Genomic DNA, 22486 nt, shown 5'->3' with positions numbered 1-22486 from the left:
CCCATGCCGAACGCCACGGTCGCGACGATGATCTTCGCCCGGTCGTTGATGAAGGCGTCTTGGTTCTTGCGGCGGTCTTCATCGGCAAGGCCGGCATGGTACGGCAGCGCCTGCCGACCGGCTGCGACGAGCGCAGCGCACACCTCTTCGACATCGGTGCGCCGCAAGCAGTAGACGATTCCCGAGTCGTCGGCATGGCGATCGACGACCGCTTGGATCTGCTTCATCCGGTCGCTGCGGCGCTGCACCCGATAGACCAAGTTCGGCCGATCGAACGAGCCGACCAACACCAATGGATCGACGAGGCCGAGCTCGCGGACGATATCGTCGCGCACGCGCTCCGTGGCAGTCGCCGTGTAGGAATGAACGGCCGTCGTCGGAAACCGCTCCTTCAAGACCCGCATCATCCGATAGTCGGGCCGGAAGTCGTGACCCCATTCGCTGATGCAATGCGCTTCGTCGATGGCGAAGAACGAAGGTTTCGCTTCGGCCAAGAAGTCGAGCGTTTGGCCGGCGTTCAAGCGCTCGGGCGAGAGATACAACAGCTTGATCTTACCGGCCCGAACGTCATCGGCCGTTTGTCGTCGTTCGGCGGGCGTGAGCGTGCTATTGACGTATGCCGCCGCGACCCCGGCATCGACCAGCGCATCGACCTGATCGTGCATTAAGGCGATCAGCGGCGAGACCACGACGGCGAGGCCCGGCAGATGCAACGCAGGTGCTTGAAAGCAAAGCGATTTGCCTCCGCCGGTCGGCAGCACGACGACCGAGTCGCGTCCTTCGACCACGGCCTGCATCGCCTCGGCTTGCAAGGGCCGAAGGCGATCGTAGCCCCACACGCGCCGCACGATTTCCACGAGTTGACTCAACGGGGCATCCAAGCCGGCAACCATCTTTCAAAGCGAGTGCTGAACGAAATCCATTGGGGGAGAATATACCAAATCGGCGAGCCAACGTCGTAGGCACGCTCCGCGTGCCGTAACCAATTCCACCTAGGCCTTAATGAAGTCAACGCGATGCCTTAAAATATAGCCCGGGCGATATCAAGCCGAATGAACCGTTTACTACGCATGTGCATCGATCGGCGACGGCATGCGGAGCGTGCCTGCAACGTTGTAGGCACGCTCCGCGTGCCGTAACCCTAACGCTTCAACCGTTCCGTTAACGTCGCAACGATTTCAACCCGAAATGCAGAAACTCTCCGCTTCGAAGCCCTGCTCTTTTCGGATTGTCGCCGATATACCGTTGCAAATATCTGAATTGTTCAGGACTGCGCACTAGGTGATCGAAGCTCTCTTCTTGCCAGAATCGCCCCTTCCGTTTCAATAACCGATTGATTCTCGTCGCTGAATATTTCTTCCAAGAACGACACTGGTCTTGGATGGTGGTCGCTCCGTGCAGACCTACCAGGAGATGGACATGATTGGGCATAACGACGAAATCGCCGAGGTAATAATGTTCGCCATCACTGCTCCGTAATGTCTCTTCGACGATTGCCGCGAATTCACGCCGGCGAAATACACACTCTCCTAGCCCTTGATCGAGCCAATCCATGAACTCGGGTACGAACGTCTCACGGAAGGCGGCTTCTATTTTCGGATCTAAGCTTAATCTCGATTTCCAGTGCGGCGAGCGTGGATCGATGCCATGACTTCGCAACCAATTCTCACGCCGCAAATGCCAAGAACAAATAAGTTCCTGCGGGACCGAATCCGCAGTTCGAAAGGTAACGAAATAAGTCACGCCCGGCTGAAACCAATGCGGCAACTGCCCTTCGCGGATTTCGACTTCGGCACGAGGGTCGAACAGTTCGAATGCCACGAATGGATTCCCGTGAGATTAAATGGAAGATCGACGACTTAATCGCTATCGAGGTGGATCGGCGACGGCACGCGGAGCGTGCCTGCAACATTAAATCCCCGAGACTGCGTGCGGCACGTAGGGTTCTTCCAAGCTCGCGATCTCTTCCGGTGTAAGCTTGACGCCGAGCGCGGCGACGGCGTCTTCCAGGTGTTGCATCTTCGTGGCGCCGACGATCGGGGAGGTGACGACCGACTTCGACAGAATCCACGCGAGCCCGACTTGCGCCATCGGCAGCTTGCGCGCGGCCGCCAGCTTCTCGACGCGCTCGACGACGGCCTGATCGGCGGCTTCGGTTTTGTCGTAGAGCGTGTTGCCGTAGACGTCTTTCCCGATCCGATCGGTCGGCGCCGCGTTCCACGTGCGGGTCAAACGCCCACGCGCCAGAGGACTCCACGGCATCACGCCGATTCCTTCCGCCGCGCAGAGCCGGAGCATTTCGCGTTCTTCTTCGCGGTAGAGCAAATTGTAGTGGTTCTGCATCGACACGAATCGGGTCCAGCCGTGGCGAGCCGCAATGTGCAAGGCCGAGCAGAATTGCCAAGCGTACATCGACGACGCTCCGAGATAACGGACCTTGCCGGCCTTCACGACTTCGTGAAGCGCTTCGAGCGTCTCTTCGATGGGGGTCGTGTGGTCCCAGCGATGGATCTGGTACAAGTCGACATAGTCGGTCTTCAATCGGCGCAGGCTCGCGTCGATCTCGGCGAAGATCGCTTTGCGCGAGAGGCCGCGTCCGTTCGGGTCGCTCCGCATCTGGTGGAACACTTTCGTCGCGATGACGACTTCTTCGCGCTTCGCAAACTCTCCTAGCGCGCGGCCGACGATCTCTTCGCTGGTTCCGTCGGAATAGGAATTGGACGTATCGAAGAAGTTGATGCCGAGGTCGAGCGCGCGGCGCAGGAACGGCCGGCTCGTCTCTTCGGGCAACGTCCAAGCATGCGCGCCGCGCTCGGGAACGCCGTAGCTCATGCAACCGAGGCAAATGCGCGAAACCTTGAGGCCGGTGCGGCCGAGATTGATGTAGTCCATGATGCTTTCGAACGGAGATTCGAGAACGAGGTGGGACGCGCTTACGTGAGGCCGGAGTTTACCGCCAAAGTTTACCACAGTTCCGCTCGCTGCCGCAGACCGCAGGACGCAACTACGCCGGCACGCAGAACCTCGCGAGCCATTGAGACGATTCGGCGGTAAACGACGCATCGAAAGGTTTTGTCGCCGTAAGGTTTCGGCGAATTTCGGTTTCGCCCATAGTCAAGCAGGGGACCTTTCGTCAAAATAATCGGCCGTTGCGTCGGCGTAGCGCCATCTTAGGCGAAGACGCCGCCGCACGAATCGCACCCCGGTAATCAAGTCTACTTTTTCGATACATCCCGTCATTAGGATTGAGACCTCTATGAGCTCTGCCATCGTCGACATTCACGCTCGTCAAATTCTCGATAGCCGCGGCTTCCCGACCATCGAAGTCGATGTGACGCTGGCCGACGGCAACTCCGGCCGTGCCGCGGTTCCGAGCGGTGCGAGCACCGGTAAGCATGAAGCGTGGGAACTGCGCGACGGCGACAAGAAGGTCTACGGCGGCAAAGGGGTGCTTAAGGCGGTAGCGAACGTCAACGAAACCATCGCCGAAGAAATCTGCGGCATGGACTCGCTCGACCAAGGAGGGGTCGATCGGGCAATGATCGAACTCGACGGCACGCCGAACAAGGCGAAGCTCGGCGCCAACGCGATCCTCGGCGTCTCGCTCGCCACGGCGAAGGCCGCGGCCCAGTATGCCGGCTTGCCGCTCTATCGCTATCTCGGCGGCACCGGGGCGACACTGTTACCTGCCCCGATGATGAACATCATCAACGGCGGCGCGCATGCCGACAACGGCGTCGACGTTCAAGAGTTCATGGTCATGCCGCTCGGCTTCGACAACTTCAGCGACGCACTCCGCTGCGGCTGCGAGATTTTTCATAGCCTCAAGAGCGTGCTCAAGAAAGCCGGCTACAAGACGGCCGTCGGCGACGAAGGTGGCTTCGCTCCCGACCTCAAGACCGACATCGAAGCGCTCGATATGATCTCGAAGGCGGTCGATGGCGCCGGCTACAAGCTCGGCTCGCAAGTCGGCATCGCGCTCGACGTCGCTTCGACGGAACTCTTCAGCGAAGAAACGAAGAAGTACACGCTCGGCGGCAAGACCGGCAAGACGACCGAGATCAGTATCCAAGGCATGGTCGACATGCTCGCCGATTGGGTCCGTCAATATCCGGCGATCTGCTCGATCGAAGACGGTTGCTCGGAAGACGACATGGAAGGCTGGAAGCTCATCACCGAAAAGCTCGGCTCGACGACGCAACTCGTCGGCGACGATCTGTTCGTCACCAACACGAAGCGGCTGCAAGAAGGAATCGAAGCGGGTCGCGCCAACAGCATCTTGATCAAGGTCAACCAGATCGGCACGCTCACCGAAACGATCGAAGCGATCCAACTGGCACAGCGCAACGGCTACACGAGCATTTCGAGCCATCGCAGCGGAGAAACCGAAGATTCGACGATCGCCGACTTGGCCGTGGCGCTCAGCACCGGCCAGATCAAGACCGGCTCGCTGTCGCGCACCGATCGGACCTGCAAGTACAACCAACTCCTCCGGATCGAAGAGATGCTCGGCAGTTCGGCGGTCTACGGCGGCAGCCTGTTCGCAGCGAAGTTCCCACGCAAATAAGCGAAGCTAAGCGAGCGGTTTGAGTTCGGCCCGTCGATCAACTACCGACCTCCGACCCCTGACCTCCGACCCCTATGCCCTCCCCCCCTCCCCCGTCGAACTTGGCTGAGAACCCTTGGTTCTGGCTAGCGCTCTTCGGCGGGATGGGGATGCTCGGGATCGTCGTGATCGGGCCGAAGCATGCAGCGCGGACGGCGCGGATCGAACGGATGCACGACACGCGGCAACGCGTGGCGATCGAACGGGCAAACTCGGCCGCGCGGACGAGCGGTGCGGACGGGTCGGCCGAGCGCGAGCCCGATCGTGAAGGGGAGAGTATGTCTGCGCCGCCGGAACCGGAGCCGTATGTCGAAGCCGATTTCCGACCGCCGACTTCGTTGAAATACTTGCTCGCCTTGATGACGATTGCGATGCTGGTCGGCACGGCCGGAGTGCTGCTCACGCGCAGCCGGGAACGACGCGCGGCCTTCGCGGCGACGGCGCAGGCCGTGGAAACGAACGCTGCTACGGTCACGGAATCTCCGAAAGCCGACTTATGACTTGGTTAACCGAAAATCCACTGCCGCCGGTGTTGCTCGGAGTCATCGTCGAGGCGATGCTCGCCGTCGTCTTGATGCGCACCGGCCGGCGGGATGTGTTGTGGGGGATGTTGGCAGTCGCGGCGATGGTCGTGGGGGCCGTCGTTATCGAGCGAGTGATCGTGACGCCGCGCGAAGAAGTGCATACCGCGCTCGAAGAGATCCGCGCGCTCGTCGCCGCCAACGATCCGCCGGCGCTTCTCAAGCGAATCGACAACAATCCGGACATCGCCGGGCTGCGCAACCGGGTGCAGATCGATCTGGCGCATGTGACCGTCACCGAAGCGAAGATCACGGAGCTGCGCGACGACGATATCAAAGTCGACGGGACGGGCATCGTCGCGAAGACGACGTTCATCGGCAGCGTCGATCTGAAGAACGCCGGGGGCCAACTCGCCCTGAGCCACGTCGTACTCAAGTTCGACGTCGAGCTGCGCAAACGCAACGGCGTCTGGATCATCACGGCCGCCGAGTACCGCTCGCCGCTCGGAGGCGGACCGGGACAACCCGTCAACTAGCGCCGGCCTAGCCGAACAGTTCGCCGATCGGCTTCCCTTGCTCAAGAACCCGATGCGGGCGATTTTGCGCATCGTGGATGAACTGCTCGTGGTCGATGCCGAGCACACGATACATCGTCGCCGCGAGATCGCCCGGGCTGAGGGGTCGATCTTTCGGCGCTCCGCCGTCGGCCGTGGTCGACCCGACGACTTGGCCGCTCCGCAAGCCTCCGCCGCTTAACACAGCCGACATCGCGCCGGGCCAATGCCCGCGCCCCCCCTTCGCATCGACCTTCGGCGACCGGCCGAACTCGCCGAAGGCACCGACGAGCACCCGCTCGGCGAGGCCTCGGTCTTGGAGATCGGCGATCAGTGCCGCGAGGCTTTGATCGAAGCGCGGCAGCCGCTTACGCAAACCGGTTTCGATCACGGAATGGTCGTCCCACCAATCGACTTCGGCTTCATAGAGATTGATCGTGACGAAGGTCACCCCTGCCTCGACGAGCCGGCGCGCGAGCAACGCCGATTGCCCCCAGAAGTGCCGACCGTAGCGATCGCGGAGCGTGTCGGGCTCGCGCGACAGGTCGAACGCTTCCCGCGCCGCCGCTCCGCTGACGAGGTCGTAGGCTTGGCTGCGCGTGTCGTCGAGCGCCGCGACCGCCGGATGCCGATCGACTTGTCGCGACAATGCGTTGAGCGAATCGCTCAGCGCGCGGCGATCGCCGATTCGCTCGAACGTAAGGTCGGCCGGCAACGAGAACTCCGGCAGCTTGTATTGGCCGTACTTCGGATCGCCGCCGCCGGCCACGGGATTGTGGCGCGCGCCAAGGAACGCGGCATTCTGATAAAAGCCTCTTCGGCTCGAATAAGCTTCCGGAATGCAAACGTAAGGGGGAACTCCCTCCTTGCACGAGCCGCGCAGCTTCGACACGACCGCCCCTTGCGCCGGTTGCTTCTGTCCTTGCTCGCGGGCGAACAACAGAGGCGAGCCGGTCTGCACCCAATGCGAGGCATCGTCGTGAACGGCGTGCGTATGGTGGATCGAGCGCACGACTGAAAGCCGATCGGCGACCTTCGCGAGGTGCGGTAGCTGATCGCTGAACCGCATCCCTGGAACCGCGGTGTCGATCGTCTTAAACGGACCGCGCACGATCTCCGAGGCGTCGGGCTTGGGATCGAAGGTGTCGTTTTGCGACGGCCCGCCGGCCATCCAAAACAGGATCACGGCCGTGTCGTTTTTCGCACTCTTCCCGGAGCCGGCGGCGGCCGAGGCCCGATGTGCCATGAGGTCGGGTAGCGCGAGCCCGCCGATGCCGGCCGCACCCAGACCGACGGAACCGATCTTCAAGAAGCTGCGTCGCGCCAAGCCGCCGGCCGACGGCCAAGAGCGTCCGGTAAGTTCGAGCATATTCGCGAATCCGGTGGGGAGGGATAGTCGAGGCGGAGGCCGCAGCCGGCGCGAAAAGCTGGAGACAACCGACGGTCGTCGGCGGGCTTCCGATTATATCGCCGTTTTTCGATCGGTCGCAAGACAAAACCTTGCCGACAAGTTTCCGAAAACGCTCCGCTCGACCGAGTTTTCCTAACCGCCCGCCTCCTCAACCAAGGATCTAAGATACTCACGACGAGCAGCTTGCGACGGCCCGTCGCTCGCGAGATACTGCCGGTCTTCTGAGACGGCACTCAATCAAGACTTCAGCATTATTCGGGACCGGAGGGGCGTTCGATGATCGATCTTCGCGGACAAGCGGCGGTAGTGACCGGTTCGAGCAGCGGTGTTGGGCGAGCGACGGCGCTGGAGCTCGCGCGGCGCGGTTGCGACGTCTTGGTACATTACTGTCGTTCGCGTCCCGATGCCGAAGCGCTCGCCGCCGAATTGCGCGATCTCGGCGTCCGCACCGCCGTGGCCCAAGGAGACGTGGCCGACGATGCCGCCTGTCGGGCTCTCATCGACAAAGCGGTCGACGCGTTCGGCCGGCTCGACATTCTCGTCAACAATGCAGGCACCACGCGCTTCATCGCCCACTCGGCTTTGGAAGAGGTGACCGATGAAGTTTGGCAACGGATCATGGATGTGAACGTCAAAGGTTCGTTCCAGTGTATTCGCGCGGCCCGCGAGGCGATGATCCGAACCGGAGCGGGACATGTGGTGAACGTGGCGAGCGTGGCGGGGATCAAAGCGACGGGTAGCTCGGTCCCTTACGCGGCGTCGAAGGCCGCCGTGATCAACATGACCATCTCGCTCGCACGCGCGCTGAGCCCGACGATTCGGGTCAACGCCGTGGCCCCCGGCTTCATTGCCGGCCGGTGGCTCGAACAAGGGCTCGGCTTGCAGTACGACACGGTGATGAAGCGGCACGAAGACAAACTACCGCTGCAGCGCGTGAGCACGCCGGAAGACGTCGCCGATGCGATCGTGAGCTTGCTCACCGGCTCGAGACAAGTGACCGGGCAAACGCTGCCGGTCGACGGAGGGATGCTCGTCGCTGATTTTTAGGGGAGAAGAGGCCCGGCTTTATATTGCGAAACAGCCGGTTTTCGGGCTATTTTCAATTGCGAAATGAATTCATTCGAGGTTTTGCGTATAATCAATTCCGCACAGGAAGTGAAACGCATCGCGCCGCCGGAACAACATAAGCTTGAGTGCGCCGAGTTGTGTCGCGGGTGCGTGAGTCGAGAGAACATTCAAAGCAGGAGAGATTTTCGATGCCTCGCTTGACTAGTACGCTGAGCATTGCGGTTTTGATCTCGACCTTCATCGCCGCCGGCGGTTGGTTCGTCGCAACGAGCCTCCGCGACGGGGCCTCGATCGCCGCCGCTGCCGACCCTGCCGCACCACCTGCAACAAAAGAGCCTGCCTCCAAGGAGGCCGCCTCGAAGGATGCGCCCTCGGCAACGAGCGATGAGAAGGTCGTGAAGACCGAGGCCGAGTGGCGGAAGATTCTTACGCAGAAGCAGTTCTACGTCACGCGCTTGAAAGGAACCGAACGGGCCTTCACCGGCGAGTATACCGACACGAAGACTCCCGGCGTCTATCGTTGCATCGGCTGCGGCGAGGTGCTGTTCTCGTCGGACGGAAAGTTCGACTCGCATTGCGGCTGGCCGAGCTTCTATCAACCGGCCGAAGGGTTGAAGAGCAAGAAGATCGAAGAACACGTCGACAACTCGGCCGGTATGCAGCGCACCGAAGTGACTTGCCGCAAGTGCGGCGCCCACCTCGGGCACGTCTTCAACGACAGCCCCCAAACTCCGACCGGCTTGCGCTACTGCATCAACTCCGCCTCGCTGAAGCTGGAACCGAAAGCGGTGTCGGTGGAGAAGGCCGCGCCCGCTGCCGCGACGCCGGAGAAGAAGTAAAGCCGCTCGCAGCGGAACATAAGACCGCGCGGACTAGCGTGTGCGCTGAACGTTGCTTACAGTTTCTCGCGGGATCTTTCCGCGAGCAAGCTAGGAGCACACGCATGATCAATCAGCTTTGGATCAATCTGCCGGTCAAGGATGTGGCGAAGGCGCGCGAGTTCTTCGTGAAGATCGGCTTCACGTTGAATCCGCAGTACGGCAATGGGCCCGGCTCGGCGAGTCTGCTCGTAGGGACGAAGAGTACCTGCGTGATGCTGTTTCCCGAGGCGACCTTTCAAAGCTTCGTGATGAACGAGGTCGCCGATCCGCGACGCGCGACCGAAGTGTTGTTCTCGATCGGCGCCGACAGCCGAGCCGAAGTCGACGAGATGGCGCAGAAGGTCGCGGCGGCCGGCGGCACGGTGTTCGCCGAGCCGAGCGCGAAGGGAGATTGGATGTACGGCTGCGGCTTCATCGACCCGGACGGCCACCGCTGGAACATGCTCTATATGGATATGAGCAAGATCCCGAAGGGATAACGCTTCGATCGTGAAACATGTGTGGCCTGGGCCGACTCACGATTTTAGGCGCTGCTTTGGGCTTGGGATTAGTCATACTCTACCGAGCTTCGTCTCGGCTTCTCGCTCGCGCGAAAAGGCGCTGAAGCGCAACGTCGCCTGCCCCTCATTATCAGGAACAGCTCATGAACGACCCGCATGATCTTCAACGACCAAGCACGAACCCAAATCACCCCGAGTTCGCTCGGCGCGACATGCTTAGGCTGGCCGGTGCGGCGGGGGTAATGTCGCTGGCCGGGCTTGCGCAAGGGGAAGAAGCTGCGAAGCCCTCGGCACGACCGACACCGGGAAAGACTTATCGCATCGGCGTGGTTTCGGCGGCGATTCTCGGCAAGCCGCAGAAGCTCAACGGCCACACCTGGCACTTCGCGCAATACCTGCATCCGACGTTCGACTTCGATGCTCTGAAGCGACACAATCCGCCGGCATTCGACAGCTTCCAGAAAGTTTATCGCAACCCGAAGCTCGACTTCGGGCGTTTGCCGTTCCCCGACTCGAAGATCACGCACTATTACGATGCCGACCCGGCGGTCGCGAAAATGTTTACCGACGTCTTCCCGGGCGTGCAGGTGGCGACGTCGCTCGAGAAGATGGCCGAAGAAGTCGATGCGATCTGGATGGGAGACGCCTCGGGCCTGGGTGAAGACCACTTCGACCTCTGTGCGCCGGGCTTAGCGAAAGGGCTGCCGACGTTTTGCGACAAGCCGATCGGCGGCACGGTCGCAGGGACGAAGAAGATTCTCGACTTCGCGCGCAAGCACAAAGCGCCGATCATGTCGGCGAGCATCTTTTGCTATGAATGGGGCATGGAAAACGCTCTTCGCATTCGCGACTCCGCGGAGTTCGGGCAGCTCGAGCATGTGTCGGCACGGTTGCAGAGCCGCTATAGCTTGCCCGGCTGGATGATTTACGGACAGCATCCGGTCTGGACCGTGATGACGTTGATGGGAGCCGGCGTCGATTCGGTGAGCCTGTACGAATACAAAGACACGTGCCACGGGCTCATCACTTGGCCCGACCGTTATCCGTGTCATGTGTGGTTCGGCCAACCTTACGTGGGTTTCGAGTACGACCGAACCGACGTCTACTTCAAGAAAAAGTTGCTGAGCTATACGTCGTCGATCGACGGCGATTTCGCCTACGGACATAAGTATCAGATGTTCCGCATGGCCGAAGAATTTCTCAAGATGGTGCGCACCGGCGTAGAGCCGATTCCTCACCAAGAAATTCTCGAAGTGACGGCCGTCGTCTGGGCCGGCGCCAAGTCGCTCAAGGAACAAAGCCGACTGGTGAAGCTATCCGAGGTGATGGGCTAAAAGAAAGGGGGACATTCTACTTTTTAGAGATCCGACGTTCCCAAGCACCCCATGCCTTTATTTCGGAGTTTCATGATGTCGCCGCAGCACAGGCCTTCACAACATATCTCGCGACTAACTTCACGCCGTGAGTTTTTAGTATCGTCCGCTAAGTTAAGTTCCGTGTTTGCCGTGGGATCGCTCGTCGCGAGCGGTGTCGATCGTTCGTCGTTTGTTTTTGCTCAGGAGAAGTCCGTTATGAGTCCGCAGAAGAAGGCCGAGCAACTCGGCATCACGTTCGAGAAACTAGCTCCCGGCTACTTGAACAAGTGCGTCCGCTCGGGAAACCAACTCCTCACGTCGGGCCACACGAGCAAGATCAAAGGGAAGCTCGGGGCCGACCTTAAGACCGAGCAAGGCAACGCTGCGGCCCGCGAATGCGCGATCGAAATTCTGCGGAGCGTGTGGAATACGCACGGCACGCTCGACGGCCTGAAGGTGCTTAAGGTTCTCGGTTGCGTGAATTGCACGCCCGACTTCATCGACCAGCCGGCCGTGATCAACGGCTGCTCGGACCTGCTGCATGAAATCTTCGGCAAAGAGACGGACGGCTACCACGCCCGCAGCGCGCTCGGCTTCGCCTCGCTTCCCAGCGGCGTGGCGGTGGAGATCGAGGCGATCTTCGAGGTGAAGGGGTAAAGTCCCGTGGAACGTCACGCTCCAGCGTGGCGTTCCAAAGGGAGCGACCGCTTAGCGTCGCCGGCCTGGATTGCGATACAGCACCTCGGCGAAAAGCTTCTCCGAACCTGGTTCGCTCTCGCGGCGCCATTAGTGATCGTCGGGTGAACCCCAAAAATGGATAATGGCAGTCGTCAGTGAGACGATTGATACGAAGACCAACGCTCGGATGTATGGAGCCGCCACGTAATGAGCGATCTCCGAATCGCTGCGAGAAGTCGACCATTGCGGATATTGCTTTTTTATTTCCGCATCGTCGACTTCAATCACTTTTTGGATGCGGAGAATGGCGACTGTTATTCCCCCGTTACAACCATTGATTTCGGTGACAGCGAAAAACAGACCGAACAGAGAAATCAGAATCAACGGAATCTGGCTGTAGAATTGCGTCTTTCGCATACTATCCTCGGCGTCTCGGGTTCCGATAAAGCACTTCGGCCAGCAGCGTTTCCGAGCCTGGCTCCGTGCCTCGCCGGCGATAGTGCCAAAGCCGGTCCGTCGGCACGTGGGCCGTGTGGTGCGGCCAGGGGTCGAACGGTTGATAGCCGAGTGCTGCGGCCAGCTTCGACGAATCCATCGCTACGTTTCCCGCTCGCGGCGGGATCGGGCCGGCGTGCAACCTCGGGCAGCCCATCAGCAAGTGCGGATCGTAGCCGCCGACGCGATTGATCACTTGCGCGATCTCGTAGAGCGAGAGCGCAAGCGGTGCGCCGGCGTGAAACAATCCGCTGAGCGGCGCTTGCAATCGCTCATGCGCAAGCACGGTCTCGCAGAGTTCGTTCAAGCAGTCGGTATAAGTCGGCGTGCGAAACTCGTCGAAGTAGAGGGTCGCCATGCGCCCCTTCTTGAAACGCGATTGAATCCAATCGATCGCTCCGGCATGGCCGTTGAAGCTGATCCCCATCGGCAACGAGATCCGAAGCACGCAGGCCTCGGGCATCTCCGCCGCCAACACCTCTTCGGCCGCGACCATCGTCTTGCCGTAGACCGTGACGGGATCGGTCGGGTCGGTCTCGATGTGGTTGCCGTAGCCGAAGCCGGAGTAGACCAAGTCGATCGACAGATGCACGAGCCGCACCGGTTCGGCCGCCGCGCGAATCGCGCCGAGTAAGTTCTTCACCCCGCCGACGTTGATCCGCCAAGCGAGATCGGGATCGAGTTCGCAGGCCCGCAGCGCGCAGTTGCCGGCGCAATCGAGCACGGCGCGAAACTTGTGCTCGGCGAAGAGTCGCGCGAGCCCGTCGTGATCTTCGGCATCGCACGCCACGACGCCGGGGCCCGTGAGCTTGCTGTCGCGCTGACGGATGCCGATGACTTGGCCGGGATACTTGTCGCGAAAATAATGAAACGCATTGTACCCGGCGACTCCGGCGATGCCGGTGATCAAGAGCGGCAACGGAATCGGCGCTTCGGCCAACGCCGCCGGGCGCGCCTCGGCAATGCGCGCCACGGCCGGAGTCGGACGTGCTGCGGAAGGCGATTCAGGATGGGCGAGTAGATGCACGGCGAACGACGCTAAGAGCGAGCGGACCAAAACGACGAACCGCTTATTTTCGCCGCTCGCAGGCGAATCGGCAAGGCGGGTGGAAGCGTAGCGATTCCCGTTCGGGGGCTGAGGCTCGCGAGGTTACGGAACGCGGAGCGTGCCTACGACGTTGGACGTTCTTTTAGCCAGGGAACGTCCGGTTGGCCTTCGCTTTTGTTTACCCAGCGGGCGGCGACGAAGAGCCAGTCGCTGAGGCGATTCAGATAGATTACCGCGTTGGGTGCGATATCGGCTGCGCGCGCGAGCGCGACTAACAGCCGTTCGGCGCGGCGACAGACCGTGCGGGCCAGATGCAAGTAAGCGGCAGCCGGTGCGCCGCCGGGTAGGATGAATTGACGCAGCGGTTCGAGGTCTAGTTCGAGGCGATCGATTGAGAGCTCAAGTGCCGTGATCGCGTCGTCGGTGATTCCCGCAATGCCGAACTTCATCGGCTCGGGAGTCGCCAGCGCGGCCCCAAGATCGAAGAGTTCGTTCTGGATTCGCTCTAAGTTCGCATCGAGCCCGACGAGCAGCGCCTGCGACGAGCGCAAATGCAGCCGCACGAGCCCGACGACGCTGTTCAACTCATCGACGGTGCCGTAGGCCTCGATGCGCAGATGATCTTTCGGCACGCGGGGCCCGCCGAAGAGTCCGGTTTCGCCGTCGTCGCCGGTCTTCGTGTAGATCTTCATACGGGTCGAAGCAGCGACGATGCTTGGTTGGAATGACTAATGACCAATGACTAATGTCTAATAGGAAGGTGGAACTCCGTCGACGATTTTAGATCTCTTTCGACGTTCGAACTTCGTCCTTCCTTAGTCATTAGACATTAGTCATTAGGCCTTCTACTTCTTGGCTTTCTTCTTCGTCGACTTCGCGGCGGGCTTGGCAGCTTTGGCCGGCTTCGCGGCTTTGGCGGCCTTCGGTTCGGCCTTGGCCGCGGCTTTCGCTTCCGGTTTGGCTGCGGCCGGCTTGGCCTTGGCTCCGCTCTTGCCCGAGAAAATGCTGTCCCAATTCTGCGTAAACTTCGGGCTAGGGCCGGAACGGATGATCGGTCCAGACATCGAACGAACTCCTCTCAAGAGTAATAATTGCCGGCAGGGGGCCCGGCCTCGATACGCGCATGGCTGCGGTTACGGAAATAAAAAACCAGACCGCCTGCTCGAAAAGCGACTCTCGCGAGCGGTCGTCGGCGAGCTATAATCGTCCTGCTCTACCGGTCTTATCAAACCGGCCCGACACGGACTCGTCAAGCACGCGACTTCCATTATCGTATCGTAGTTCTTCATTCGAGCCATCGCCCATGCCCACGATCTTCACAAAACGATTCGCAACCTACCTCACGCTCGCCGCACTCCTCGCCTCGCCGGCGGCGTCGACCTTGGCCGCCGACGCACCGAAAGAAGCCGCGCCGAAAGCTGCGGCACCTAAGGAGCCGGCCAAAGCGGAACCGGCGAAGACCGAGCCCGCTAAAACGGAACCGGTGAAGAAGGCCGAGGCCAAAGAGCCGGGCCAGCAAGCGGCCGCCCCCAAAGCGCCGCCGGCTAAATTGCCGGAAGCGAAAGAACACGCTCCGCCGCCGGCTGTGGCTCCTTCGACGTCGCCGGCTGCGAACCTCGCGCAGCACACGCGTTGGGTCGTCGACCTCGCCTACTCGCCCGATGGCAAGCTGCTCGCCACGGTCGGCGGCGAGAGCCTGCTCTATCGGCAAGGGGACGTCGCCGTTTGGGACGCCGCGACCGGTGCCCGCAAGGGGACGTTCGCCGGACACGATTCGAGCGTGTGGTCGGTAGCATTCTCGGCCGACGGGAAGACGCTTGCCACCGGCTCATACGACGGCATCGTGAAGCTGTGGGAAACGGCGACCGGAAAAGAAACGGCGTCGTTCCCTGCCCATCCGCATTGGATCCGCGCCCTCGCCTTCGTGCCGGGCTCGGGCCTGCTCGCTTCGGCCAGTGAAGACGGCCTCGTGAAACTTTGGGACGTCTCGAGCGCGAAGCCGGTCGAGAAGCAAACCCTCAAGGGTCACACGGCCGCCGTGAACGCGATCCTCTTCTCGACCGACGGCAAGACCCTCGTGACGGCGAGCGACGACAAGACGATTCAAGTTTGGGACGTCGCCAAAGGAACGCCGAAGGCGAAGCTTGAAGGACACACCGAGCCGGCGCTCACGCTCGCGTGGGTCGTCGCCGATAAGCAATTCGTTTCCGGTGGCGAAGACCGCTCGATCAAGATCTGGAACCTCGATGCCACGAAGCCGGCCGAGATGCCGACGCAACGCAACTGGACGACCGGCATCACCGCCACGCCCGACGGCAAGGTCGTCGTCGCGGGAGGCTACGATCGCACGCTCCGGCTGATCGATCCGGCGAAGAAGATCGAGACGAAGCTGCTCGAAGGTTTCACCACGACGGTCTGGACCGTCGCCCTCTCGCCTGACGGCAAGCAACTCGCGGCCGGCGGCGCGTATGATTCAAGCGGCAAGATTCCTTCGGTTCGCTTGTGGCAAGTGCCGGAGTTGAAGGAAGCGTTTCCGGTCGATCGCCCGGCGAGTGCGACCGGCGCGAAGTTGAACGACCCTTGGAAGCCCGCTCCGCCGCCGGAAGTGGTCATTGCCGCAGAGCCGGCAAAGCCGCCGATGGCCAAGCCGGAAGAGAAGAAGCCTGAACCGGCCAAGCCCGCTGAAAAGAAACCCGAAGAGAAAAAACCGGAAGCGAAGAAGCCGGAGGAAAAGAAGCCCGAGCCCGCGAAACCACAAGCGGCTCCTGCGGCTCCTGCGGAGAAGAAGCCGGAAGCCAAGCCGGCTCCGGTGCCGGAGAAGAAAGCCGATGTAAAAACCGAAACGAAGCCGGACGCTAAACCGGAAGTGAAGAAGGCCGATCCGGCGGCTCCGAAGAAATAGCCTCGAACGGACGACGTTGAAATAAAAACTTACGAATCGCGCCGACGTTCGATGCAGGCGGCATCGTCGTGCGGCGCAGCCGGTTCGATCCATCGCGCATGGATCGAACCGGTCTTTGCGCGGCGACTATCGTCATGTCGCCGGCCTCACCTCACGGAAGGAATTCTCGCTCATGGCTCCGCTCCCGGATCTCTCTCGCTACGGTATCTACCACGCCGAATACTTGCGCAACCCGCCTGCGGCGCGACTCTACGAAGAAGCGATCAAGAGCGATCACGGCGTCATCACTTCCGTCGGCGCGTTGCTCTCGCGCAGCGGCTCGAAGACCGGTCGAAGCCCGAAAGATAAACGGATCGTCGACCATCCGATGTCGTCGGCCGATGTCTGGTGGGGCGACGTCAACATCAAGCTCGCCGAGCATTCGTTCTTAGTGAACCGGCAGCGCGCCGTCGACTTTCTCAACTTCCGCTCGCAGATCTACGTCGTCGACGGCTACGCCGGCTGGGATCCGCGCTATCGCCTCAAGATCCGCATCATCTGCGCCCGGCCGTACCACGCGCTGTTCATGTACAACATGCTCATTCGGCCGACGCGCGACGAGCTCGAATCGTTCGGTGAGCCCGATTATGTGATCTTCAATGCCGGCGAGTTCCCCGCGAACCTGCACACCGAGCAGATGACCTCGCGGACGACGATCGACCTCAGTTTCGAACTCAAGGAGTTCGTCATCCTCGGCACCGAATACGCCGGCGAGATGAAGAAGGGGGTCTTCACGATCATGAACTACCTGATGCCGAAGCGCGGAGTGCTCTCGATGCACTGCTCGGCCAACGAAGGACCCGCCGGCGACACCTCGCTCTTCTTCGGCCTTTCGGGCACCGGCAAGACGACCCTCTCGGCCGACCCGCACCGCGCGCTCATCGGCGACGACGAGCATTGCTGGAGCGACGACGGAGTGTTCAATATCGAAGGGGGTTGCTACGCGAAGTGCGTGAACCTCACGAAAGAAAAAGAGCCCGAAATCTTCGACGCGATTCGCTTCGGCTCGGTGTTGGAAAACGTGGCGTACGACGAACGAACCCGCCGCGTCGACTACAACAACATCTCCGTCACGGAAAACACGCGCTGCTCGTACCCGATCGAATTTATTCCGAACGCGAAGATTCCGTGCATCGGCAACCATCCGAAGAACATCATCCTGCTTACATGCGACGCGTTCGGCGTGCTGCCGCCGGTGAGTAAGCTTTCGCCCGAACAAGCAATGTACCACTTCATCTCGGGCTACACGGCGAAAGTGGCAGGCACCGAGGTCGGCGTGAAAGAGCCGCAAGCGACGTTCTCGGCTTGTTTCGGTGCGGCGTTTCTCGTGTGGCATCCGACGAAATACGCGGAGATGCTCGCCGAAAAAATGCGTGCGCATGGTGCCGAGGCTTGGCTTGTGAACACCGGTTGGTCGGGCGGCGCCTACGGCACCGGCCTGCGCATGAAGCTCGAATATACGCGGGCCATCATCGACGCAATCCACTCCGGCGAGCTTGCCCAAGCGCCGACGGTCGCCGATCCGTGGTTCGGCTTCCAAGTGCCGCAGCGCGCGACGGGCGTTCCCGAGGCGATCCTCACGCCGCGCAAAGTCTGGAGCGATGCCGCCGCTTACGATTCGACGGCCGAACACCTTGCCGACTTGTTCCGGAAGAACTTCGCCAAGTATGCCGACGCCGCCGGCGCAACGCTCCTCGCAGCCGGCCCGAAGCGCGCGACGCAGCCGATGTCGACGTAGCCGGCAAGTGAGTTTGAGTCTAAGCCGTACGTCGCTCGGTTTCACCGACCACTTCGCTCACGCTTTCGTGATCGAAAAGAGTCGGCACACCGGCGGCACTTAAGAAAACTCCGACGCCGCTTCGAACGATCAGAGCTTCGGGATGGTCGACATCGATATGCTCGCCGCTCACGAACCGCACCGAAAACGAGCGGAACGGGCGTCGACGCTGATACGCTTGAAGAGCCTTTTCGAAGTTATCCGAGGTCATCTTGAAGTAGCCCGAATATCGATACCGATTGCCGAGACATAGACCTAGTTTATTCCGCCAAACAGGATGCGGCAATCAAACCAGGAGACAATCGCGGCAATTGCGAATTAATTCGTGCCGTCGACGTCTTCGAAGTAGACGTACGTGCGCATCCGTTCGGTGAACCACGGCGTGAGGTAATGGAAACCGTGCGTGTCGTGTTCGCGGCCGACGGCGCATGACAGATCACGCTGCTCGACCCGATCTTTCAACTCCGGCATGCATTGCAAGCCGGCGACGCCCGAGTGGCCGAGCGCTTGCTGTCCGCGGCGCGGGCGAAACGTGAGTTGGTAGAGCAGGGCGTACCATTTCAACGCCGGATCTTGCTGATTGCAGCCCAACAGCAGATGGTCGATCTGCGACGGCGCGGCCTGCATCGCATGGCCTGGGGAGAAATGATTGTTGTCGAGCGCCGCAGCAAGCAGCACCGTCCGCACGCCTCGGTCTTCGACCTGAATCTCCGCCAACTGCCGGCCGCGCAATTTGCCGCCACCCAGGTAGTGTAGGCTCGAACCGATCAGTCGCGTACCGAAGCTGTAGCCGATCATGCTCACATGCGCCTCGGGCGAAAGGCGATCGACGAGCCAAGCGAGGTAAAAACCATAACACTCGGCCCGCACCGCTTTGATCTGCACGTCCTTACGCGGCCCGCAATCAAGCCGATCACTCGGCCAAGAGAAGATCACCCAGCGTAGCGGCCCGCGCTCGCGACATCCGCCGGTGAAGGTCGAATAGTATTTCCAACCTCCGAAGTTGGCCTCGCACACGCTGACACGATTGCCATGGACGTGAAAGCAGGTCGGAACCTTCGAGTCGGCCGCCGTGAATTCTTCCAACGTCGCGGTTCGCCAACGCCCAGCGGAGTCGTACTTCCAATAGTCGAGCCCGACCGCTTCGCCATCGACGCAACGTGCCCGACGTGCGGAGACGAACCACAGCTCATCGGCCGGGGCAACCGTGTCGGAGGCGAGCACGGCCTCGGTGCCGGCGATGGAAGGCGCGGAAAGTGACGCTGCTTCGTCATAGCCGATCGTTTGCGGAGAGCCGGAGAACGCAGCCGCTTCTTCATTCGCCGCGGCTTCGGCGAGTTCGATCGGGGAGAGTTCCGCATCGACCGCGGCTGCGACGACCTTCGTCGTCGGTTCGTCGCCGCGCAAGGCAACGCCTGGAAACGAGAGCACGCAGGCGAACGCGAGGAACCACCACCGGCGGAGCGAATGCTCGACGCAGCGCGGCGCAGCGGCCGTCGCCGCAGTTCCGCCGTGGTTCCCTCGGTCGCTCAACATCGAAGTTCCATCCTTGCAACGCTCGCGGAGCATACGAGGCACTCGAAACGAATATCGCGTTCCTCGTTCGGCCGGTTCGCACATGCGAAGCCGCAAACTCCCTCTTACTTATTATGCGCGTTGTTTTCGCTCAGGTCGAAAGAAGTGTGGAGAAAATACGACAGCGTTGTTTTTCGAATTCGTGCCCGTTTCATTTGCACAACGTAGACGGCGCTGTATGGTTGCTCGACCCCGCGGCACCGTTCGCGAGTCGACATCTTTTTCGGAGGTATGAGCCATGAAACGGCTAATGTTGTTAGCGATTGTAGCGTTCGCGACGGTGACGGCACCGGGCTGCGGTTGCAACCGATTGTTGCATCGCGGTCCTCAGTGCGACACCTGCCCCTCGGCAAGTCCTTATGCTCCCGGCCCGGCCATGTCGGCCGCACCCGGCGGCGAAACGTATTTGCCCGCTCCGGGCTAAGAACTTCGCAATCGGAGTTTCGGCGCCGTCGACAATAATCCGGTCGGCTACCCGAAACCTGATTCCATGTTCCGAGCGAACTGCGTGAAAACCGCATTCGCTCGTCTGCGAATCGTCGTGCTTCCCGCGGGATGTTGCCGCCCATCCTGAACGCAACTCCTGCGGGAAGCACGCTTCGCATCGCTCGCGCCCGCTCTACGGCCACGCTTGCCGAGCGTTCGCCTTGAGCCTTCTCTCGCCCCCCGGCGACAATGGGGAATCCCCCGTTTTTTTCGCCGATCGGCGTTGAACGACGATTTCGACCTTCGCTATACTTCGAGCGGCGGGTTCGCTGGAGTTCGACGTTTCCGCTTGCTTCGTCGCCGCGCGACGAGCGCCGGTATTCGTTCGCTCACTTCTCGCACCTTCCGGTCGAAGCGCCGGCCTGTCGTCATTCGAACTCGGTTCGATCACGCGCAGCTCGAACCGAAGCGTAGGTTGCAGGAGAAGATCGTATGGGCAAGCGATTGTATGTCGGAAATTTACCGTACAGCACGACGAAAGCGGACTTGGAATCGATGTTCGGTGCCTTCGGTAAGGTGACGAGTGCTCAGGTAATCCAAGACCGCGACACCGGCCGTAGCAAAGGGTTCGCTTTCGTCGAAATGTCGACCGATGCGGAAGCGCAAGCCGCGATCGCCGGCCTCAACGAAAAGGAAGCGAACGGCCGGCCGTTGACCGTGAATGAAGCTAAGCCGCGCGAGAACAGTCCGCGCGGCGGTGGTGGAGGGGGCGGAGGAGGCGGCGGTGGCGGATACCGTCGCTACTAAAGCCGCGACACTGAGTTGCGGCACTAAGCCGCGACGAATCCTCCGACGCGATCGGCTGCCGACACCAGACAGGGCCACAACGAGATAAGCCGACCTCTCGGCGAGGTCGGCTTTTTTTCGTTCAGGTTCCCACGACGCTTTCTCAACCCAACGCCGCCGAGAAGCTTCTCCAACGATTACCCTACGGCTTCGCGGGAGCCGCCGGTTCCGCTTTCTTAGGAACGATCTTCAGCACTTCTTTCGCCGCATCGTCGGCCGACACGGCCGGTTCGGTCCCCGTATCGACGATCATATAGGCGGCCCAAAAGAACGGATGCCGAGCGTCGGGGGGGGATTCCGCAGACTCCAGACGGACGCGCGGTTCCGCATCGAGCGCGATCGGCGATCGCATCGAGAGCGCCACGGCCCGTTGCCAAGCCTTCGTCGCCGAAACGTACGGAAGCTCCTGCATAAACTCGCGCACGAGATCGAACGCCGTGCGCCCACCGGGCCGCCAGCGGCTGATCAGAATCGTGCGCGCGCCGCTCGCCATGAGATTCGTCACGGTCAGGAACAGGTCGTTGCCGTAATCGAGAGGCGACGCTTTCTTTAGCGAATTCTCGGCCGCGGAATGGAAGCCCGGCAGCGCGATCTGCTCCGGTCCTTGCCACGGCAGGCGAACCCAATCGCCGAGCGTGCCGCCGATCGAGTTTTTATCTCCCGTCATCGGAGCCGCTCCGAGCGGACCATTGGGGCTCGGCACGATATCGGCGAACGTAATCATCCGATCGGCCAGGCCTGCATACAGCGACGGCGACGACATCAACTTCGCTTTCACGCGAATCGATTCCGAAAGCGGGACCGCGCGCGAGAACTCGGCGAACGCCGTTTCCGCGACCGCGTCGTCGTCTCCCGGATAAAGCTTTCCGAGGCTCACGAGCGCTTTCCCTTTGTCGAGGCGGAGCCGAGTATCGCCGACGGCAAGCCCCATCGTCGGAGCGTAACGAATGCGCAACTGTTCCAGCAGCGGCTTCGGCGTCTTCCCTTCCGACGAGACATAGAGCGCCTCGAACGGCACATACCACAGGCCCGCATCCGGCACGATCGCCAACTCGGTAAAGCCGTACGGAAGACCGGCTTTGGAATCTTTCGTCAGCAAGTCGAACAGCTCTTGCGACGGTTGCTGCCACGCGGTGTTGTCTAAGTCGACTTTGTGCAGCACCTTATTTTCATCGTAGTTGCCGAAGCCTTGCAGCACCGCAATGAGCTTCTTTTGCACTTCGACGGCGCTCGTGATCGGCCAATAGCCGAATTTGTCGTTGGTCATCAAGAAGCCGAACGTGCTTCGTGAGCCGACGAAGAACGTAAGCAAAGCGTGTTTGTCTGGCAGGGCTTTTTGCGTCTCCTCGGTTGTGCGAACAGGAGGGAAGACGATCTCGCTCGGCATCCGTCGAACCGCCATGACCTTCAACATCAGCTCGAGATCGCGATTGGCTTTATCGAGCTCGGCGAGTTTCAGCGTTTGCTTTCTCAACGCGGCGGAATCTTCGGCGACGATCGGCAATTGCCCAAGCTCGGCACGAATCGAACGTGCGTGTTGCGAGAGCTTCTCGTAGGCCGGGAACTGCGTGAGAAACGATTGCCGCTGAATCACGGCAAGCTTCGACAACGACTCCGCCGGGCCTTCGAGCATCCAGCGCAAGGCCAACAATCGGCCGCCGAATTCCTGCGTCGAAAGATATTTATGCCGCTTCGCCAGGTCGGCGATTTCCAGCGCGCGACGGCCATCGAGCTCCTTCCGGTCGAGCGAGACCTCGAACCAACGCTCGAAGTACAGCGGATGCGGATGCACGAGGGTCGCCAT

Annotated in this window: 22 protein-coding genes; 12 read left to right on the top strand and 10 right to left on the bottom strand. The window is 61.0% G+C overall.

Features of this window, described 5'->3' with window-relative positions; translation table 11 throughout:
- From K8U03_27195 to K8U03_27185, 3 genes are all read right to left on the bottom strand, one after another.
- Window positions 1–893 (bottom strand): RecQ family ATP-dependent DNA helicase (locus K8U03_27195; GenBank protein MCE9608589.1); only part of this gene is annotated, 893 nt, incomplete at its 3' end.
- Window positions 894–1161: 268 nt separating this feature from the next.
- Complete coding sequence (locus K8U03_27190) at window positions 1162–1821, bottom strand: transposase (protein ID MCE9608588.1); 660 nt, start codon at window positions 1819–1821, stop codon at window positions 1162–1164.
- Between the two features lie 90 nt (window positions 1822–1911).
- Window positions 1912–2892 carry an aldo/keto reductase gene (locus K8U03_27185; protein MCE9608587.1) on the bottom strand — a complete coding sequence of 327 codons (981 nt, stop codon included), beginning with the start codon at window positions 2890–2892 and terminating at the stop codon, window positions 1912–1914.
- A 364-nt stretch (window positions 2893–3256) separates the two neighbouring features.
- On the opposite strand from K8U03_27185, the gene eno reads away from it, so the two are divergent.
- The 3 genes from eno to K8U03_27170 all read left to right on the top strand — a co-directional run bounded on the left by eno (window position 3257) and on the right by K8U03_27170 (window position 5663).
- Complete coding sequence (gene eno / locus K8U03_27180; GenBank protein MCE9608586.1) at window positions 3257–4567, top strand: phosphopyruvate hydratase; 1311 nt, start codon at window positions 3257–3259, stop codon at window positions 4565–4567.
- Between the two features lie 74 nt (window positions 4568–4641).
- Window positions 4642–5106: a hypothetical protein gene (locus K8U03_27175; protein MCE9608585.1), complete on the top strand. Its 465-nt coding sequence runs from the start codon at window positions 4642–4644 to the stop codon at window positions 5104–5106.
- The gene (locus K8U03_27170) at window positions 5103–5663 is read left to right on the top strand and encodes a hypothetical protein (GenBank protein MCE9608584.1); all 561 of its coding nucleotides are present in this window, start codon (window positions 5103–5105) and stop codon (window positions 5661–5663) included. Before K8U03_27175 ends, K8U03_27170 begins: the two co-directional genes overlap by 4 nt.
- A 7-nt stretch (window positions 5664–5670) precedes the next feature.
- Here K8U03_27170 and K8U03_27165 read toward each other — a convergent pair whose 3' ends face one another.
- The gene (locus K8U03_27165; GenBank protein MCE9608583.1) at window positions 5671–7050 is read right to left on the bottom strand and encodes a DUF1501 domain-containing protein; all 1380 of its coding nucleotides are present in this window, start codon (window positions 7048–7050) and stop codon (window positions 5671–5673) included.
- A gap of 318 nt (window positions 7051–7368) precedes the next feature.
- Here K8U03_27165 and K8U03_27160 point away from each other — a divergent pair, with 318 nt between their 5' ends.
- The 5 genes from K8U03_27160 (at window position 7369) to K8U03_27140 (ending at window position 11553) form a co-directional block, all read left to right on the top strand.
- Window positions 7369–8139 (top strand): SDR family oxidoreductase, encoded by a 771-nt coding sequence (locus tag K8U03_27160; protein ID MCE9608582.1) that lies wholly within the window; start codon window positions 7369–7371, stop codon window positions 8137–8139.
- A 209-nt stretch (window positions 8140–8348) separates the two neighbouring features.
- On the top strand, window positions 8349–8999 hold the full coding sequence (gene msrB / locus K8U03_27155) for a peptide-methionine (R)-S-oxide reductase MsrB (GenBank protein MCE9608581.1): 651 nt from the start codon (window positions 8349–8351) through the stop codon (window positions 8997–8999).
- A 104-nt stretch (window positions 9000–9103) separates the two neighbouring features.
- Window positions 9104–9520 (top strand): VOC family protein, encoded by a 417-nt coding sequence (locus K8U03_27150; protein MCE9608580.1) that lies wholly within the window; start codon window positions 9104–9106, stop codon window positions 9518–9520.
- A gap of 164 nt (window positions 9521–9684) precedes the next feature.
- Window positions 9685–10875: a Gfo/Idh/MocA family oxidoreductase gene (locus tag K8U03_27145; GenBank protein ID MCE9608579.1), complete on the top strand. Its 1191-nt coding sequence runs from the start codon at window positions 9685–9687 to the stop codon at window positions 10873–10875.
- Window positions 10876–11112: 237 nt separating this feature from the next.
- Window positions 11113–11553, top strand: coding sequence for a RidA family protein (locus tag K8U03_27140; GenBank protein MCE9608578.1), 441 nt, complete (start codon window positions 11113–11115; stop codon window positions 11551–11553).
- Window positions 11554–11682: 129 nt separating this feature from the next.
- Here the strand turns inward: K8U03_27140 and K8U03_27135 are convergent, their stop codons facing one another.
- The 4 genes from K8U03_27135 to K8U03_27120 form a co-directional block, all read right to left on the bottom strand.
- A complete protein-coding gene (locus tag K8U03_27135) occupies window positions 11683–11991 on the bottom strand; it encodes a hypothetical protein (protein ID MCE9608577.1) in 309 nt (102 codons plus the stop codon).
- A 1-nt stretch (window position 11992) separates the two neighbouring features.
- A complete protein-coding gene (locus tag K8U03_27130) occupies window positions 11993–13009 on the bottom strand; it encodes a sugar nucleotide-binding protein (protein MCE9608576.1) in 1017 nt (338 codons plus the stop codon).
- 230 nt (window positions 13010–13239) lie between these two features.
- Window positions 13240–13809 carry a cob(I)yrinic acid a,c-diamide adenosyltransferase gene (locus K8U03_27125; protein ID MCE9608575.1) on the bottom strand — a complete coding sequence of 190 codons (570 nt, stop codon included), beginning with the start codon at window positions 13807–13809 and terminating at the stop codon, window positions 13240–13242.
- A gap of 153 nt (window positions 13810–13962) precedes the next feature.
- A complete protein-coding gene (locus K8U03_27120; protein ID MCE9608574.1) occupies window positions 13963–14181 on the bottom strand; it encodes an RNA polymerase subunit sigma in 219 nt (72 codons plus the stop codon).
- 239 nt (window positions 14182–14420) lie between these two features.
- On the opposite strand from K8U03_27120, the gene K8U03_27115 reads away from it, so the two are divergent.
- Both K8U03_27115 and pckA read left to right on the top strand, forming a co-directional pair.
- The gene (locus K8U03_27115) at window positions 14421–16019 is read left to right on the top strand and encodes a WD40 repeat domain-containing protein (GenBank protein ID MCE9608573.1); all 1599 of its coding nucleotides are present in this window, start codon (window positions 14421–14423) and stop codon (window positions 16017–16019) included.
- Between the two features lie 172 nt (window positions 16020–16191).
- The gene (pckA, locus tag K8U03_27110) at window positions 16192–17796 is read left to right on the top strand and encodes a phosphoenolpyruvate carboxykinase (ATP) (GenBank protein MCE9608572.1); all 1605 of its coding nucleotides are present in this window, start codon (window positions 16192–16194) and stop codon (window positions 17794–17796) included.
- Between the two features lie 357 nt (window positions 17797–18153).
- Here the strand turns inward: pckA and K8U03_27105 are convergent, their stop codons facing one another.
- Window positions 18154–19371: a hypothetical protein gene (locus K8U03_27105; GenBank protein ID MCE9608571.1), complete on the bottom strand. Its 1218-nt coding sequence runs from the start codon at window positions 19369–19371 to the stop codon at window positions 18154–18156.
- Window positions 19372–19648: 277 nt separating this feature from the next.
- Here K8U03_27105 and K8U03_27100 point away from each other — a divergent pair, with 277 nt between their 5' ends.
- Together K8U03_27100 and K8U03_27095 are read left to right on the top strand one after the other, a co-directional pair.
- Window positions 19649–19834, top strand: coding sequence for a hypothetical protein (locus tag K8U03_27100; protein ID MCE9608570.1), 186 nt, complete (start codon window positions 19649–19651; stop codon window positions 19832–19834).
- A gap of 494 nt (window positions 19835–20328) precedes the next feature.
- Window positions 20329–20643 carry an RNA-binding protein gene (locus K8U03_27095; GenBank protein ID MCE9608569.1) on the top strand — a complete coding sequence of 105 codons (315 nt, stop codon included), beginning with the start codon at window positions 20329–20331 and terminating at the stop codon, window positions 20641–20643.
- A gap of 181 nt (window positions 20644–20824) precedes the next feature.
- Here the strand turns inward: K8U03_27095 and K8U03_27090 are convergent.
- Window positions 20825–22486 (bottom strand): CHAT domain-containing protein (locus K8U03_27090; protein ID MCE9608568.1); only part of this gene is annotated, 1662 nt, incomplete at its 5' end.

The sequence above is a fragment of the Planctomycetia bacterium genome (genome assembly GCA_021413845.1).
Taxonomy (GTDB): domain Bacteria; phylum Planctomycetota; class Planctomycetia; order Pirellulales; family PNKZ01; genus PNKZ01.
Note: the sequence above shows the minus strand (reverse complement) of the source record. Positions and strands in the feature narration are given on the sequence as shown.

Coding starts and splice junctions, on each gene's coding strand:
- K8U03_27185 (MCE9608587.1), bottom strand. CDS start 2,892: ATGGACTACATCAATCTCGGCCGCACCGGCCTCAAGGTTTCGCGCATT.
- eno (MCE9608586.1), top strand. CDS start 3,257: ATGAGCTCTGCCATCGTCGACATTCACGCTCGTCAAATTCTCGATAGC.
- K8U03_27175 (MCE9608585.1), top strand. CDS start 4,642: ATGCCCTCCCCCCCTCCCCCGTCGAACTTGGCTGAGAACCCTTGGTTC.
- K8U03_27170 (MCE9608584.1), top strand. CDS start 5,103: ATGACTTGGTTAACCGAAAATCCACTGCCGCCGGTGTTGCTCGGAGTC.
- K8U03_27165 (MCE9608583.1), bottom strand. CDS start 7,050: ATGCTCGAACTTACCGGACGCTCTTGGCCGTCGGCCGGCGGCTTGGCG.
- K8U03_27160 (MCE9608582.1), top strand. CDS start 7,369: ATGATCGATCTTCGCGGACAAGCGGCGGTAGTGACCGGTTCGAGCAGC.
- msrB (MCE9608581.1), top strand. CDS start 8,349: ATGCCTCGCTTGACTAGTACGCTGAGCATTGCGGTTTTGATCTCGACC.
- K8U03_27150 (MCE9608580.1), top strand. CDS start 9,104: ATGATCAATCAGCTTTGGATCAATCTGCCGGTCAAGGATGTGGCGAAG.
- K8U03_27145 (MCE9608579.1), top strand. CDS start 9,685: ATGAACGACCCGCATGATCTTCAACGACCAAGCACGAACCCAAATCAC.
- K8U03_27140 (MCE9608578.1), top strand. CDS start 11,113: ATGAGTCCGCAGAAGAAGGCCGAGCAACTCGGCATCACGTTCGAGAAA.
- K8U03_27135 (MCE9608577.1), bottom strand. CDS start 11,991: ATGCGAAAGACGCAATTCTACAGCCAGATTCCGTTGATTCTGATTTCT.
- K8U03_27125 (MCE9608575.1), bottom strand. CDS start 13,809: ATGAAGATCTACACGAAGACCGGCGACGACGGCGAAACCGGACTCTTC.
- K8U03_27120 (MCE9608574.1), bottom strand. CDS start 14,181: ATGTCTGGACCGATCATCCGTTCCGGCCCTAGCCCGAAGTTTACGCAG.
- K8U03_27115 (MCE9608573.1), top strand. CDS start 14,421: ATGCCCACGATCTTCACAAAACGATTCGCAACCTACCTCACGCTCGCC.
- pckA (MCE9608572.1), top strand. CDS start 16,192: ATGGCTCCGCTCCCGGATCTCTCTCGCTACGGTATCTACCACGCCGAA.
- K8U03_27105 (MCE9608571.1), bottom strand. CDS start 19,371: ATGTTGAGCGACCGAGGGAACCACGGCGGAACTGCGGCGACGGCCGCT.
- K8U03_27100 (MCE9608570.1), top strand. CDS start 19,649: ATGAAACGGCTAATGTTGTTAGCGATTGTAGCGTTCGCGACGGTGACG.
- K8U03_27095 (MCE9608569.1), top strand. CDS start 20,329: ATGGGCAAGCGATTGTATGTCGGAAATTTACCGTACAGCACGACGAAA.